This window comes from Desmonostoc vinosum (genome assembly GCF_059505385.1).
This window is the reverse complement of record NZ_JCACKM010000073.1, coordinates 21,130-34,562: the sequence shown is the minus strand read 5'-3', so window position 1 is coordinate 34,562 and position 13,433 is coordinate 21,130. Positions and strand designations below refer to the sequence as shown.

At 40.1% G+C, this 13,433-nt stretch carries 16 protein-coding genes; 11 read left to right on the top strand and 5 right to left on the bottom strand.

All coding sequences use genetic code 11. The features are described from left to right. Positions 1-75: 75 nt before the first annotated feature. A complete protein-coding gene (locus AC5JMF_RS12980; RefSeq protein ID WP_495796135.1) occupies positions 76-501 on the bottom strand; it encodes a four helix bundle protein in 426 nt (141 codons plus the stop codon). 198 nt (positions 502-699) lie between these two features. After that, the gene (locus tag AC5JMF_RS12975; protein WP_495796134.1) at positions 700-1,602 is read right to left on the bottom strand and encodes an alpha/beta hydrolase; all 903 of its coding nucleotides are present in this window, start codon (positions 1,600-1,602) and stop codon (positions 700-702) included. 449 nt (positions 1,603-2,051) lie between these two features. On the opposite strand from AC5JMF_RS12975, the gene AC5JMF_RS12970 reads away from it, so the two are divergent. Continuing rightward, on the top strand, positions 2,052-2,498 hold the full coding sequence (locus AC5JMF_RS12970; protein ID WP_495796133.1) for a helix-turn-helix domain-containing protein: 447 nt from the start codon (positions 2,052-2,054) through the stop codon (positions 2,496-2,498). 360 nt (positions 2,499-2,858) lie between these two features. Here AC5JMF_RS12970 and gatA read toward each other — a convergent pair whose 3' ends face one another. Beyond that, positions 2,859-4,319, bottom strand: coding sequence for an Asp-tRNA(Asn)/Glu-tRNA(Gln) amidotransferase subunit GatA (gene gatA, locus AC5JMF_RS12965; protein ID WP_495796132.1), 1,461 nt, complete (start codon positions 4,317-4,319; stop codon positions 2,859-2,861). Between the two features lie 682 nt (positions 4,320-5,001). On the opposite strand from gatA, the gene AC5JMF_RS12960 reads away from it, so the two are divergent. The 3 genes from AC5JMF_RS12960 to AC5JMF_RS12950 all read left to right on the top strand — a co-directional run bounded on the left by AC5JMF_RS12960 (position 5,002) and on the right by AC5JMF_RS12950 (position 7,519). Continuing rightward, positions 5,002-6,351, top strand: a complete 1,350-nt coding sequence (locus tag AC5JMF_RS12960; RefSeq protein ID WP_495796131.1) for a helix-hairpin-helix domain-containing protein — start codon at positions 5,002-5,004, stop codon at positions 6,349-6,351. A gap of 199 nt (positions 6,352-6,550) precedes the next feature. Continuing rightward, positions 6,551-7,132 carry a hypothetical protein gene (locus AC5JMF_RS12955; RefSeq protein ID WP_495796130.1) on the top strand — a complete coding sequence of 194 codons (582 nt, stop codon included), beginning with the start codon at positions 6,551-6,553 and terminating at the stop codon, positions 7,130-7,132. Between the two features lie 213 nt (positions 7,133-7,345). Beyond that, a complete protein-coding gene (locus AC5JMF_RS12950; protein ID WP_495796129.1) occupies positions 7,346-7,519 on the top strand; it encodes a hypothetical protein in 174 nt (57 codons plus the stop codon). A gap of 62 nt (positions 7,520-7,581) precedes the next feature. Here AC5JMF_RS12950 and AC5JMF_RS12945 read toward each other — a convergent pair whose 3' ends face one another. Then, positions 7,582-8,286, bottom strand: a complete 705-nt coding sequence (locus tag AC5JMF_RS12945) for a Uma2 family endonuclease (protein ID WP_495796128.1) — start codon at positions 8,284-8,286, stop codon at positions 7,582-7,584. 171 nt (positions 8,287-8,457) lie between these two features. Between AC5JMF_RS12945 and AC5JMF_RS12940 the strand changes: the two genes are divergently transcribed. The 6 genes from AC5JMF_RS12940 to AC5JMF_RS12915 all read left to right on the top strand — a co-directional run bounded on the left by AC5JMF_RS12940 (position 8,458) and on the right by AC5JMF_RS12915 (position 11,697). Next, positions 8,458-8,922 (top strand): hypothetical protein, encoded by a 465-nt coding sequence (locus AC5JMF_RS12940; protein ID WP_495796127.1) that lies wholly within the window; start codon positions 8,458-8,460, stop codon positions 8,920-8,922. 45 nt (positions 8,923-8,967) lie between these two features. Continuing rightward, positions 8,968-9,147, top strand: a complete 180-nt coding sequence (locus tag AC5JMF_RS12935; protein WP_495796126.1) for a hypothetical protein — start codon at positions 8,968-8,970, stop codon at positions 9,145-9,147. After that, the gene (locus AC5JMF_RS12930) at positions 9,141-9,467 is read left to right on the top strand and encodes a DUF6464 family protein (RefSeq protein ID WP_495796125.1); all 327 of its coding nucleotides are present in this window, start codon (positions 9,141-9,143) and stop codon (positions 9,465-9,467) included. Before AC5JMF_RS12935 ends, AC5JMF_RS12930 begins: the two co-directional genes overlap by 7 nt. Before the next feature lie 23 nt (positions 9,468-9,490). Further along, on the top strand, positions 9,491-9,928 hold the full coding sequence (ybiA, locus tag AC5JMF_RS12925) for a riboflavin biosynthesis intermediates N-glycosidase (protein WP_495796124.1): 438 nt from the start codon (positions 9,491-9,493) through the stop codon (positions 9,926-9,928). Positions 9,929-10,191: 263 nt separating this feature from the next. Then, positions 10,192-10,494 carry a hypothetical protein gene (locus tag AC5JMF_RS12920; RefSeq protein WP_495796123.1) on the top strand — a complete coding sequence of 101 codons (303 nt, stop codon included), beginning with the start codon at positions 10,192-10,194 and terminating at the stop codon, positions 10,492-10,494. Between the two features lie 102 nt (positions 10,495-10,596). Continuing rightward, on the top strand, positions 10,597-11,697 hold the full coding sequence (locus AC5JMF_RS12915; protein ID WP_495796122.1) for a tetratricopeptide repeat protein: 1,101 nt from the start codon (positions 10,597-10,599) through the stop codon (positions 11,695-11,697). A 60-nt stretch (positions 11,698-11,757) separates the two neighbouring features. Here AC5JMF_RS12915 and AC5JMF_RS12910 read toward each other — a convergent pair whose 3' ends face one another. Further along, positions 11,758-12,459 carry a phosphoribosyltransferase gene (locus AC5JMF_RS12910; RefSeq protein ID WP_495796121.1) on the bottom strand — a complete coding sequence of 234 codons (702 nt, stop codon included), beginning with the start codon at positions 12,457-12,459 and terminating at the stop codon, positions 11,758-11,760. A gap of 195 nt (positions 12,460-12,654) precedes the next feature. Between AC5JMF_RS12910 and AC5JMF_RS12905 the strand changes: the two genes are divergently transcribed. Then, entirely contained in the window at positions 12,655-13,329 is a 675-nt protein-coding gene (locus tag AC5JMF_RS12905) for a uracil-DNA glycosylase (protein ID WP_495796120.1), read from the top strand. Positions 13,330-13,433: the final 104 nt, after the last annotated feature.

Sequence of the window (13,433 nt, the reverse complement as noted above, 5' to 3'; positions counted from 1 at the left end):
TGGGGACTGGGGACTGGGGATTGGGGACTGGGGATTGGGGACTGGGGACTGGGGAAGAGTTTTTTAAGTACTCAATCACTGATCACCAATTCCTGATCCCCAATCACTTAATCGAGTGCCGTATTCTTCTTTGCCTTGTTGCTGAGAACGAATGAAACGACAGTAACCGTTAAGACCTTTTTCAATACCATCTTTTAGCTGACTGACCCAGTTTAATTGTTCTGTATTGCAGTATCCTAAGCTTTCAGCAATAATGAAGGCGCTTTTGGTTTCAGCTAAGGAGCCACGAGCAATGTACATGAAACGCAATCTATCCAGGTAGTGATAGCGTCCATAGCCTTCAGCTATATTTAGCAACACGCTGCAAGCAGATCTGCGTAATTGATCGCTTAAGTTGTAACGCTCACAATCTGGCAAACTATTTGCCAATCGATAAGCCGCTTTTACGAGCTTGAGGCTATCTTGATAGAAGTCCAAAAACTCAAAACCTCTATCTCTCATACGACTTGAATCTAAAGTCCTTCAATTTTATGAGAGATTTTACCCAGTCCCCAATCCCCAATCCCCAGTCCCCAATCCCCAGTCCCCAATCCCCAATCCCCAGTCCCCAATCCCCAATCCCCAATTGTTACTTGTATATTAGCGAGTAACTTGAAGAAGCGATCGCATCACTCAAACAATGCTAGTAGCAATCGGCACTCATAACTTTTCATTCACCTGCGGAACGTGGGACTCAACAAACGACTCTACAACTTGCAAATATTTCTGTTGAGCAACCACTGCTGCATCATTATGATTTGCATCTGGAACCAGAAACAATTTTTTCGGTTCAGGTGCAGCAGCATAGAGTTTTTGGCTCATGAAAGCAGGTACAGTTGTATCAGCAGTGCCATGAATGAATAAAACTGGCATTTTTAAATGTGGTATTTTTTTGATTGATTCAAAGCGTTGCGTCAGCAGTAAATTAACAGGAAACATCCAAAACATATTACGGTAAGCTAGCATTTCTCGGACGGAGGTAAAAGAACTTTCAACAATCAACCCAGCAGCATCCGAATGCTTCAGCGCTAAATCGATAGCTATTGCGCCTCCTAGAGAATGTCCATAAATATAAATTTGTTTAGGTAAAATTTTTTGCTGTTGTACTAAATAATTCCACGCTATAGTTGCATCTTCATAAACCTGCATTTCGTTAGGAAACATACCTTCACTGCGACCATAACCCCGATAATCAATCAACAACACCGAAAATCCTAGTTGATAAAACCGATTAGCATGGGCTATGTTTGCGCCAATATTGATGCCGTTACCATGCAAATACAACAAAGCTTTAGCATCAGGTTGTTTAGCCTGAATCCACCAACCATGGATGCGTTCTACTTTGCCAGTTTTATTGTGTACGGGTAGCCAGACCTCTTTGTAAGGAAGATTAAAAAACTCTGGTGTCTTTTCAATGACAGCAGAGGGAAAAAAAATAAATCGTGGTTGTTGAACAAAGAGAAACAGACAAATGGTACAGTAAGCGATCGCTGTAACTATTCCTACCGGAAGTAACAATCTAAACAATACCTGTATTGGAAGTTGCAGCTTATTATTACCCATATATTTGATTTTTTGCGTTTAAGAGTATCCATCATAACAAAGATACTACTTATTACTACTTATATAATTTCACAAAATATCTGATACAAATGGTTTGTCTGTAATTCTTTCCCCCTGCTGCCTGCTTTCTATTCGTATCAATTTTAAAGTGAAACGGTATTACAGGTGAGCGAATGGAGTTCTCTGAGCTGTTCCACATTTAACTTGCATATACTGGGTGGGCTTTCCGGCCCACCCTACAAGAGTTTAATCAAATTTAGCCATGTAAACTAAATGTGTTTGAGCTTATCCCAGACGAGGTGATGAGTATTTTAGTCCGTCAGATTTTGATGCAATAACCGAGCTATAACTCTAAAATTAAGTTATTATAATTTTTTAGTAAATTTACGTATGCACTTTTGCATAACTTCACTATATGAATAGTAAAAGTGGATAATTAGGAGAAAACGGTGACACTTTTAAGTGAGGTTCAACTAGAGCAGCTAAAGCAAATAGGTACATATTTACGACAAGCAAGACAAGAAAAATCAATTCTTATAGAAAAAATAGCCGCTCAAATACTTATTAGATCAACATTATTGCAAGCTTTAGAAGAGGCACAGTTAGAAGAATTACCCGAACCTATTTTTATTCAAGGATTTATCCGCCGCTATGCAGATGCTCTCGGACTCGATGGTAACACTTTAGCAAACACATTTGTTACCAATACTTTTCATCAAAGCTCAAGTCACAATGATAAAAATTTAGGTAAAAGAACAAATATTTTCACACCTATTTTTATTATCTATATGCTATTACTAGCATCTGCCTCTTTTGGACTATTTTATATACTTAATTCTCAGCCTACATCTGAATCTATAGCTGAAGGAGAAAAGTTAACAATTAATAGTCAGTAGTCAATTTTGGTTAATTAGATCGTCGCCTCATTAGACCTCTTGCAAAAGTCCTTCTTTGCGTTCTCTTCTCTGCGTCTGGGGTGCCTCTGCGTGTTAGCGTTCGCGAAGCGTCTCGTAGAGAAGCGGGGCGTAGCCCAACAAAAAAATATTTATGCAAGAGGTCTATTCTAGAGAATTGATCTAAACCATCTTGAACTCAAGAGTTCAACGCTGAGTCATTGTGATTGTAAACACCTAAAAAGGTGGTGACAAAGATTTTAATGATGTAATTGTGCGAGTTAATTTTAGTATTGCCTAGATTGGGTATTGAGGATTGGGTACTGACAATCAACAAAATTATTCCCCAGTCCCCAGTCCCTTTTACGATATTTGTGGTGTTTGCAAATGCCAAGTAGTAGATTGCTCATAAGCATAAGCTACTTGAAAAAGCTGGTCTTCTCGCAGTACTTTACCAATTAGCTGTAATCCAATTGGTAATCCCTTATCATCAAAACCACATGGCACGCTTAAGCCTGGTAAACCAGCAAGATTGGCAGGAATTGTCATCAAGTCGAGTAAATACATACTTAAGGGGTCACTATTTTTTTCCCCTGCTTTAAAAGCTGTCGTAGGAACAGTAGGACAGGCTAACACATCAACTTGATCAAAAGCTTTTTCAAAATCTTGCTTAATCAAGGTGCGGACTTTTTGCGCTTTTAGGTAATAGGCATCATAATAGCCAGCAGAAAGGGCATAAGTTCCAATCATAATCCGGCGCTTGACTTCTGCACCAAAACCACTGGAACGGGTGCGAGTGTACATTGATAGTAGATTATCGGCACCAGGAGCGCGATAACCATACTTAACGCCATCATAACGAGCTAAGTTAGCTGATGCTTCAGATGGAGCGATAATGTAGTAGCTGGGCACGCCATAGCGGAAGTTAGGACAGGAAACTATATGAATTTCAGCTCCCAAATTTTGTAAGCGATCGATTGCTTTGGTCACAGCTTTTTCTACAGCAGAGTCTAAGCCTTCACCAAAAGTTTCTTTAATCACACCAATTCGCAGCTTGCCTCTGGCTTTAAGGTCTGGTTTGAAGCCACTGGCATAGTCAGGAATTTGCACTTTAAGACTGGTGGAATCTTTGGGATCGTAACCTGCGATCGCATTTAATAATATTGCCGCATCCTCTACTGAACGCCCAAATGGGCCAATTTGATCCAAAGACGAAGCGAAAGCCACCAAACCATAGCGGGAAACCAACCCATAGGTGGGTTTCATTCCTACCACGCCACAAAAAGATGCCGGTTGACGAATTGAACCGCCAGTATCAGAACCAAGTGCTACAACACATTCATCTGCTGCTACAGCCGCAGCCGAACCCCCAGAAGAACCACCAGGAACCCGCGATAAATCCCAAGGATTGGCTGTAACTTGGAAAGCAGAGTTTTCTGTAGAACTACCCATAGCAAACTCATCTAAATTTGCCTTGCCTACCATTACAGCCCCAGCATCTGCCAGCTTTTGCGTAACTGTTGATTCATAAGGTGGCACGAAATTTTCTAAGATCCGAGAAGCACAGGTTGTGAGAATACCTTTTGTGCAGAGATTATCCTTAATGCCAACAGGAATCCCCGCCAGGATACCAATTTCTTCTCCCGCAGCGATTTTGGCATCCACAGCACGCGCCTGCTCTAATGCTTGTTGTGCCGTCACATGTAAGAAACTGTGTAACTTCGGCTCTAACGCTTGAATGCGGTCTAAAGCCTCTTGAGTAATTTCAACGGCAGAACGTTCTTTTTTGACTAACTGTTCATGCAACTCGCGGATGGATGCCATGATTGCTCCCTTTTTGACTCAAGTCCTTGATTTTAGTACATATTGCCAATTTCTGTGCAGGTTGTCTCTAACCACACCTGTAGTCTGCTTTGTTGCATTACCCATGGTGTAAGGGATTTGATTAGTATACATATCGAGAAGGCTGATTCCCTACTCCCTGCTTACGCAAATAATTTTATAAAAAAGGGAGTTAGAGACTCCTACTTCTATAAGTAGCCTTTTAAAATTAAAGTATAGATAACTCCTTAAATACTCCGTTGCCCGTTAAGCGTTCCCTATTTCAGAATTAAGCTAGATTCCTAAAAACTAATTTAATAAACTTTCATAACCGAAAAAACTATGAAGTATACTTGATGCTTCCTAACTGGTGCAACAATGGTAAATTGATTTATACACAATAGCCAAGGAAAGTCCTCCGTTAAATCACAAAGCGAATTTATTCTTTGGAGCTTTGTTTTGATCTTTTATATCTTTAACCTTTGTTTAGCAGCAAATAGCTGTTTATCAACTGGACTTGTATTAATTTACCAAAATTTGCAAAGCTTGACTATTGTTGTGTGAGAGTATAACAGTGTTTACTCTCATTAAACCTCTGGATTATGGTCATTAGCCAATCTATAAATTCTCAACAATCTGATCAATTACTTAATTCAACAGAGTTGGTTTCGGAGGTAGGGTGAAGATGGTCAAGATAATCACACGTAAATATATAGGCAAGCAAAATGTCTATGATATTGGGGTTGAGCGCGACCATAATTTTGCCATCAAAAATGGGTTAATAGCTGCCAATTGTTTTAATAAATCCCATTCTACAGCCTATGGATATGTAACTTATCAAACAGCATATTTAAAAGCTAATTACCCATTAGAATACATGGCGGCACTGTTAACAGCTAACAGTGGCGACACAGACAAGGTACAGAAATATATTACTAACTGTACCAATATGGGTATTCAGATAGATCCACCAGATATTAATCGTTCTGGTGTGGATTTTACGCCAACGGCAGGCAAGATATTATTTGGATTTTCGGCGGTGCGGAATGTGGGGCAAAATGCGATCGCCTGCATTTTAGAAGCTAGAAACGAGGCAGAGGAGTTTAAATCTCTGGCTAATTTTTGCGATCGCATAGATTTACGTGCTGTTAACCGTCGTACCCTAGAATCGTTAATTAAATGCGGAGCCTTTGACAGTATAGAACCCAATCGCCAGCAATTAATCCACGACTTGGAGCTAGTATATGACTGGGCACAATCACGCGCTAAAGATAGAGCCACTGGGCAAGGAAATCTCTTTGATTTATTAGGTGGGTTTTCTACAACTACAAATAAAACAGCCAATAATGCCTTTGAAACTGCCCCTAAAGCTAAACCTGTGATCGATTTTCCCCCCCAAGAAAAGTTGCGGATGGAAAAAGAATTATTGGGCTTTTATGTATCAGATCACCCGCTCAAATCTTTGGGGCAAATAGTACCACTCTTAACTCCTATTAACCTGTCACAACTTGGTGAACAAAGAGAAGAAACAAAACTCTGTGCAGTTGTCATGTTAAATGGAGTCAAAAAAGTGGTGACTAAAAAAGGCGACCCGATGGCAATTTTGCAAATAGAAGACTTAACTACACAAACAGAAGCTGTAGTTTTTCCCAAAATCTATGAACGGATTAGTTCTTTACTGCAAGTAGATACTAGATTGATTATTTGGGGTAAAGTAGACCGACGCGATGAGCAAACTCAATTTATTATTGAAGATGCAGAACCTGTAGAAACAGTACAAATGGTGATGGTAGAGTTAAATCCTCAACAAGCAGCCAACATCGAAGAATTGCATCGTTTGAAAACAGTTTTGCAAGATCACTCAGGAGATAAAGAAAAAGCCAAAATGCCAGTGATTGGTATTATACAAACAGAAAATTCCCGTAAACTTGTGCGTTTAGGTTGGCAATTTTGCGTACAAGATACCAGAATTGCTGTACAAGCTTTGCAAAACGCTAGATTTCCTGCACACATAAAACCATTAATTGGTAACTGATACTGAGAGATGAAAATTTATCAGTAGTATGATGTATTAAATTATCAGTTAACTTCAGTGTCAACAGTGAATTATCGTAATTATTAAGGAATTGTATCGTTTTTTTAGTCACTTATGCGGATGATACTTTCCTTGAGGACGTAGTATCTTTTTATGCTATGCCCATGAGGCTGCAACCGGGGGAAGGAGCTAGGATTTGATGATCACGAATGAATTAAGTAAATTTGTTTCATATTGTAGAAGAATTCAACCCCAGACTCAGGAGGATATTAAAAAATTTTTTGAGGGTGTTATTCTTTTTCCTTATGATAAGGAACTCCTGTTGCAGGCTTATTTGTTTTTGAATATTCAAGATTTATTTCCCACATGCGCTGAATTATTATTATTTGAAAAATCCCCGATCGCAGATTACACAGATTTGGGTAAATGCGACTTTGTTTACCTCACATTTAAAGGAAATTTATTCTTAATAGAAACTAAATTTATTGATACAGAAGCCACAGGAGCCACAGAAAGAAAAAGACGAAATAAACACAGAAATAAAGTATTTGAACAAGTTACTACATTAAAAAGCCGATTTGGTGAATATTGGAATATTAAAATTGAGCAACTAGAGTGTGGAGTTTTCACAACAGATCCGGAAGTTGCTTGGCGAGGTAATGATGTAAATGTTATAGCTAAATCAATATCTATAAATTATCTTGAACAATGGCGCAAAAACTATTACAGTCTTGATAAAAGTTACAGTGTCAGCAAACAAATTAATCCCAGCAATTGTTAAGTGGGGAGTGGGGAGTGGCTCTTATGGGTAGGTTTTTTAGATTTCGCGTTTTGGTTGACGCGCTTACGCGGGGACAGGGGGACGCGGAGAAAGATTTCGGAACGAAAAAATAGGTTTTTTCAGACTGAATATGAAAAACCTACCCTTGAAAGAGTGGGGAGTGGGGAGTGGGGAAGAAGGAATTTTTATGTATCCATTGTTTCATTAGACCTCTTGCAAAAGTCGGATACTCGCCAGAAAATAAATTTTCTGGCTGATAACTTAAGTCGGTTGAAACCGACTAATAACAGTATTTTTAGTCCGTTTCAACGGACTTTTGCTATTAGGCAGAGACTTGAGTCTCTGACGGTTCAAGTATTTTTGCAAGAAGTCTATTGTCTAGTTTGAAAATATGCCCTAAGCGCAGAATATCTTAGTATTCACAACTCTCCACGTCTAGTGTTTTGCCCCTACGCTAACTTTTGTACGAAAGCTTTATGTGCTAGCGACTTCAACCCCTCTTGCAACACCGAAAGCACTCGTGTCATGTCACCTGTGAGTAAATCTGCAACCGATAGCCACAACCCAGGAAATACTTGACTTTGGATAATACCATTTGCGTCTGCTGCTAATGATATATAGTCGCCTTGTTGTAGACAGAACCAATCCAATTTATTCTCGAAGGTTTGCCAAACAATATACTCTTGCACACCATTACGACGATAGGCTTTCTTTTTATCGTTCAAATCAATGGCAACGCTAGAGGCTGCTATCTCCGCTACAAGTTCAGGCGCACCCTCAATATAATCATCTTCAGAAAGGCGAGATTGTCCCCCAGCATTTTGAGGAATCAGCAATACTGCGTCTGGTTGCGGTTCATTATCCTGATCTAAGCGCACAGTTGGCTCAATACCCAACTTGATACCAGGTGTTGATGCTTCATAAACTCCTAACCAGGTGATTAAATGACCATGTGGTTGAGCATGACTGACAAAACGTAATGGAGATGCCACGTAAACGATTCCCTCGATCAGTTCTGCTTTTTTAATATGAGTAGCTGCTTTATAACGTTGCTCAAATTCATAGCGTGTCAAATGATCGCCACTTTCTAATAGCGGAACCCGATTATGTGTAGTTTTTGAGGCATCCATTCCGGTATCTGAGAGATTGACCATAATTTTAGGCGATCTTCTTAATTATGACTTGACCTTTATAGGCAGGGGGAGGATTTAAAATTCCCCTGTTCTTTTCCCTAATTATATCCAGAGACATGGGAGTTTATAGTACAAATATACTAATTTACTGCTAAAATGACCTACGAGTCAGGTAGCCTTGCAAGAGGGACTATGAAACAAATCCAAGATAGTTACAAAAATCACATCTCGCTGAAAGTTACTCTGTTACAGCCCACACCCACGGCTAATGGTATAGTGCCACTACAACCCCAAAAGGAAAAAATTCTCAGTGGATGGGAGCGTTTAGCAGCGCAAGCCGAACGCATCAATCAGATAGCAAAGCAGTTAGAATTGGCAATACTAGAGTTTAGAGCCATAGCCAGCACATTAAATAACCCACCTCTAAAACAGAAGCCATCCAAAAGCATTGATCAGAATTTTGCTGTTAGCGTTCCTTGGATAAGACAAAAGTCAGATAAATCATTGCTGTTGACAACGCGAAAAGTTGATTTGTACCAAGCAGAAAAGGAAGCCGCACTGTTAGCGCAGCAACTTCGTCAGCAAACCAAAAAAAGGTTAGCATCACAGCAACACAGAAAAAATGAGAATAAAGTCGAGTACTACACAAAACGTTAAATTATGAACCTTTAACGACAGTTCACCCCTTAGGTCGTAAAAGTTATGCTGATTGAAGTGGCAGAAGGTATTTTTTCTGTTGAACTGCCAGATGCCACATTTTTATTGCTATTTGCAACCGCTGTTGGCAGCAAAATAGTGAACAGCACTGAGTTTTTTAAACAACCGGAATGCATTGCGAGAAAAGTTCAATCAGCGCATAAAAGAGGTGAAATAAGGTGCTAAGGACACTTTTGGTAATTGCCGTTGGTTTTTTACCGTCTCTATTTTCCCTGTGGATCATCCGTAAAACCCAATTACGAACGCGTTCACGAATCAGACAAGCAACCATGAACCTTCCAGTAATGCGAGTACGGCAAAGCATTAGATCTGTTGAAGGCGATCGCTATTATTTAGAAGGGGTAGGTTATCTCATTGGTGATATTAGTTGCAAATTTAATGCTAGATCTGGCTATATTCGCTGTGCAGTGAACCCCGATGGCCCTTGTAATGGTTGCCGTCATTATGAGCCTAAAGAACTAGTCAGTAGCGAAAAAAGAGCTTAATCTTGAAACTAAAGTAAAATTCGATGACAATTTATTTTTATAGCACTCGTGAACAGTACGGCTGTTTCTCCAACTTTTCGCCTCATGGCTTTGAATTGGATGGCTTATATTGGTATACCAGCGAACACTACTTTCAAGCTCAAAAATTCGTCGGTACACCTCATGTCGAACAAATTCGCTTAGTCAAACAACCTAAAGAAGCAGCGAGAATGGGACGTGAAAGAACCCGTCCCTTACGTCAAGATTGGAAACAAGTCAAAGACGACATCATGCGACAAGCAGTATTACGCAAATTTGAAACTCACGCAGATATCAGAGAGATATTAATTTCTACAGGCAATGTAGAAATCGTGGAAAACTCACCCATCGATTTTTACTGGGGTTGTGGAGCTGATGGCAGTGGCAAAAACATGCTAGGAATTATCTTGATGGAGGTGCGAGATATACTGCGCCATAGATAGACCCAGAGATTAGTAATAGTGCTGTAAAATAATATTGTTACTGTTAATGCTGAGATCATCTGACTCTTAAAATAAGAATTCTGAGCTAGACAATTTCAAAACGATACAAGACTTAAATTCATAGGCTCTAGCCTTTGGTAGTAGGTTGCCTAAAAACAATAGTTTTGTATATTCAAACTTTCAAAGTACCTTACCTTAACCTACAACATTTATATTTGCAGATGGTAACTTAAAAGCAGCAATCTCTCAAAGGAGAAAAAATCATGTCTCTATCAACAAAAGTCAAGAAATATTGTAAGTGGTTTTGGGATGAATCACTCGGAGGTAAGTTTGATACTTGGGGTACTAGCACCTATTTTATGGAGATAGGTAATAATTCACATCCAGTTAGACAAATAGAAGTTTACGAAAACGGGAATGTCTTATTTTATGATCGCAACCACTTTGCCGATAGTTATGGAATGTTATGCGATCAACCAATAGGTGAAGAAGACATCCGAGAATTTGAAATTACAAAAGCAGAATTTGAACAAGTGTGGAATACAAAAGTTCCAATAAATAGATAAATATTCCTGAATAAAGACTTGTGCAAGCAGTTGACCTAATGAAATATGCATTCTGGTTTTGGGAATACTAGACCTACTACCAGACTTAGCAGGAAGGGGTCGATGACAAAGGGCGGATGGAACAATAGCTCAAAAAATACAGTTCCCTTGCAGTTACCTACAGCATACCTCAAACCAGTAAAGCGCAATACGATCACTCATGAATTTGATGCTGGTTCACAGGCAGAAATATCACTTTTGCAAGAAACTGATGACCAATTATCAGAAGCATCCAAGCTAATGCGTCACGGGATTCAACAGCAGCAGGCTGGTGAATATGCAGCAGCGATAAATTACTTTCAAAAATCTCTAGGGCTATTTCAGACACTTGGAGATTTGCCCAAACAAGCGCAGGTGCTTTCTTTGTTGGGATTAGTTGCTTACACCGGAGGAGATTACAAAGGTGCTATTGCCTACTCTGAGCAATGTTTAGCTTTGAGTAAGGCTAACTCAGATTTGGTTATGCAGATGCAAGCACTTTCTCATTTAGGAAATGCTTATCGTCACCTGAATGCTCATAAAGAAGCAATTGAATATTTGGAAAAATGTTTGCGAATCACACAGCAGCTGCAAGATCAACGAAGTCAAGTAGCCGCACTGAATAATTTAGGACTGGTGTATAAAGCTTCAGGCAACTTTGCACAAGCAATTGAGTATCAGCAGCAAAGCCTAGAAATTGTCAGAGAACTTAAAGACAATTGGGGCGAGGAACAAGTACTCAAGAATCTAGGCAATGCTTGGTATGCTTTAGATGATTACCCCAAAGCGATCGCTTACTACGAGCAGTGTGTGGTATTGTCGCGTTCTTTAAACAATGTTCGCAGTGCTTCTCAAGTTCTCAAAAACTTAGGTAATGCTTGCTATGCTCTAGGAAATTATTCTAAAGCTATTGAATACTACCAAGAGCGTCTGCAATTAGCTAGGGTCATTGCAGACAAGCGTAGCGAAGAACAATCTCTAGGTAGTTTAGGAGTTGCTTGTGAAGCTTTGGGTGACTATACCCAAGCAATTTCATATTACGAAGAACGTTTGTTGTTAGCTAGAACTATGAAAGATCGCCGCAGCGAAGAACAAACACTTGCCAGTTTAAGAGTCGCTTGCTACGCCTTGGGCGATTATGCCAAAGCCATACAATATCAACAGGGAATAGAGAATAGGGAATAGTCCTAGACTTTTCGTTCTAAATCTTTCCCCGCGTCAACCAAAATGCGAAAGCGAAAAAACCTACCCATAAGAGCTGTTCCCTGTTTCTTCTTTCCTCTGTTCTTGAAGATACATAATAGCTTCTAATGTGTCTACTTGGGGAAACTCAGTGTAAAAATTACTTACACTCCTAAAGGGTTCTGGTGTCTCTAAAATGATCAGGCGATCGCCCCACTGATGCAACCAAGGTAGTAAACTTTGAGGTGCCACTGGAGTGCATAGCCAAATCGCCGCAGGAGACAGCGCCCTAAGAGCAATTGCTGCTACTGCTATTGTCATTCCTGTAGCAATGCCATCATCAACTAAGATGAGCGTAGCACCTTCAGCATTCACCTCTGGACAAGTGGGAAGTAATTGTGCCTCAAGAGACTTGGCTTTGTTGATTGCCTTATTGAAAGCTATTTCTCGCCAGCGTGAATTGTATTTGGGACGTGTTGGCTTTTGTTGAGTCCAGAGAACGTTTCCTGAAGCAGTCACCGCACCAATTGCTAACTCTGGATTTTCTGGATGGCTAATCTTTTTCGCCACAACTATTGTGAGTGGACAACCTAAAAGGCGGGCTATCGGTACTGCTACTGGTATACCTCCTCTGGGCAAGGCGTAGACAATTGGTACAGGCTTGACTTTTGCATCGATAGCTTGCTGAATCAAAACATGATGAATAACTCGCGCCAATTCCTCACCCGCGTGAGTGCGATCGGCAAAAAGTGGGGTATGTGACACAATTTTCCCCAGCATTTGAAGACGGCATTGCTTTTATCATGACTGAATTTTGGCTCAAATTAACTGATATAATAAAGATTATGTAAAATACTAAGTATTTCAGTAAAAATTTGTTGCTGAAAAATACTTAACTACAGCTATACTCAACTTCCATCAATTTAGACAGCTGGTGCTGACGCCAATATCCTGATTTTCATGAGCAGCGAAACTCAACTCAGCCTCTTCGGGGACTCAAGCTCTAATCAAAAAGATTTGATTCCTACAGACGGCAAAATTCCTATCCCTCCCGGAACTTATTCCAGCATTACCGAGCTGGCACAGCATTGCAATCAATGCCATCGCTGTGTGTTGGGAAACACTCGTACCCATGCTGTTGTCGGACGTGGCAACCTTAAAGCACCGATTATGGTTGTGGGAGAAGCGCCAGGTCAAAACGAAGACGAAACAGGTTTACCATTTGTCGGCAAATCAGGACAGTTGCTAGAGAAAATACTGGCATCTGTGAATCTAAGTACTGACGAGGATGTATATATTGCTAACATCAACAAATGCCGCCCACCGGAGAATCGAGTTCCCACGACTGAGGAAATGACAGCTTGCAAACCTTATTTATTAGAACAAATTCGCCTAGTTGACCCAAAGATAATTTTATTAACAGGTGCAACTGCCCTGAAAGGTTTAACTGGCGATAAACGAGGGATTACAAAAATCCGTGGACAATGGTTGGAGTGGGAAGGACGTTTGTGTATGCCAATTTTCCACCCTTCCTACTTGTTACGCAACCCTTCCCGCGAAGTTGGGGGGCCTAAATGGTTGATGTGGAAAGATATCCAAGCAGTGCGCGTCAAGTTAGATGAAATTAGGGAATAGGGTACTGTGATGCGGAGTAAGCTGTTCCATATATAACTTGCATAATTAGGGCGGGCAAGATGCCCACCCCACAAGAGTTTTATTTAATTTGATTATGTAATTTA

What these genes read in the sequence shown, in the direction of transcription:
- AC5JMF_RS12980 (WP_495796135.1), bottom strand. Translation starts at nt 501, where the DNA reads ATGAGAGATAGAGGTTTTGAGTTTTTGGACTTCTATCAAGATAGCCTC.
- AC5JMF_RS12975 (WP_495796134.1), bottom strand. Translation starts at nt 1,602, where the DNA reads ATGGGTAATAATAAGCTGCAACTTCCAATACAGGTATTGTTTAGATTG.
- gatA (WP_495796132.1), bottom strand. Translation starts at nt 4,319, where the DNA reads ATGGCATCCATCCGCGAGTTGCATGAACAGTTAGTCAAAAAAGAACGT.
- AC5JMF_RS12960 (WP_495796131.1), top strand. Translation starts at nt 5,002, where the DNA reads ATGGTCAAGATAATCACACGTAAATATATAGGCAAGCAAAATGTCTAT.
- AC5JMF_RS12955 (WP_495796130.1), top strand. Translation starts at nt 6,551, where the DNA reads ATGATCACGAATGAATTAAGTAAATTTGTTTCATATTGTAGAAGAATT.
- AC5JMF_RS12945 (WP_495796128.1), bottom strand. Translation starts at nt 8,286, where the DNA reads ATGGTCAATCTCTCAGATACCGGAATGGATGCCTCAAAAACTACACAT.
- AC5JMF_RS12940 (WP_495796127.1), top strand. Translation starts at nt 8,458, where the DNA reads ATGAAACAAATCCAAGATAGTTACAAAAATCACATCTCGCTGAAAGTT.
- AC5JMF_RS12935 (WP_495796126.1), top strand. Translation starts at nt 8,968, where the DNA reads ATGCTGATTGAAGTGGCAGAAGGTATTTTTTCTGTTGAACTGCCAGAT.
- ybiA (WP_495796124.1), top strand. Translation starts at nt 9,491, where the DNA reads ATGACAATTTATTTTTATAGCACTCGTGAACAGTACGGCTGTTTCTCC.
- AC5JMF_RS12920 (WP_495796123.1), top strand. Translation starts at nt 10,192, where the DNA reads ATGTCTCTATCAACAAAAGTCAAGAAATATTGTAAGTGGTTTTGGGAT.
- AC5JMF_RS12915 (WP_495796122.1), top strand. Translation starts at nt 10,597, where the DNA reads ATGACAAAGGGCGGATGGAACAATAGCTCAAAAAATACAGTTCCCTTG.
- AC5JMF_RS12905 (WP_495796120.1), top strand. Translation starts at nt 12,655, where the DNA reads ATGAGCAGCGAAACTCAACTCAGCCTCTTCGGGGACTCAAGCTCTAAT.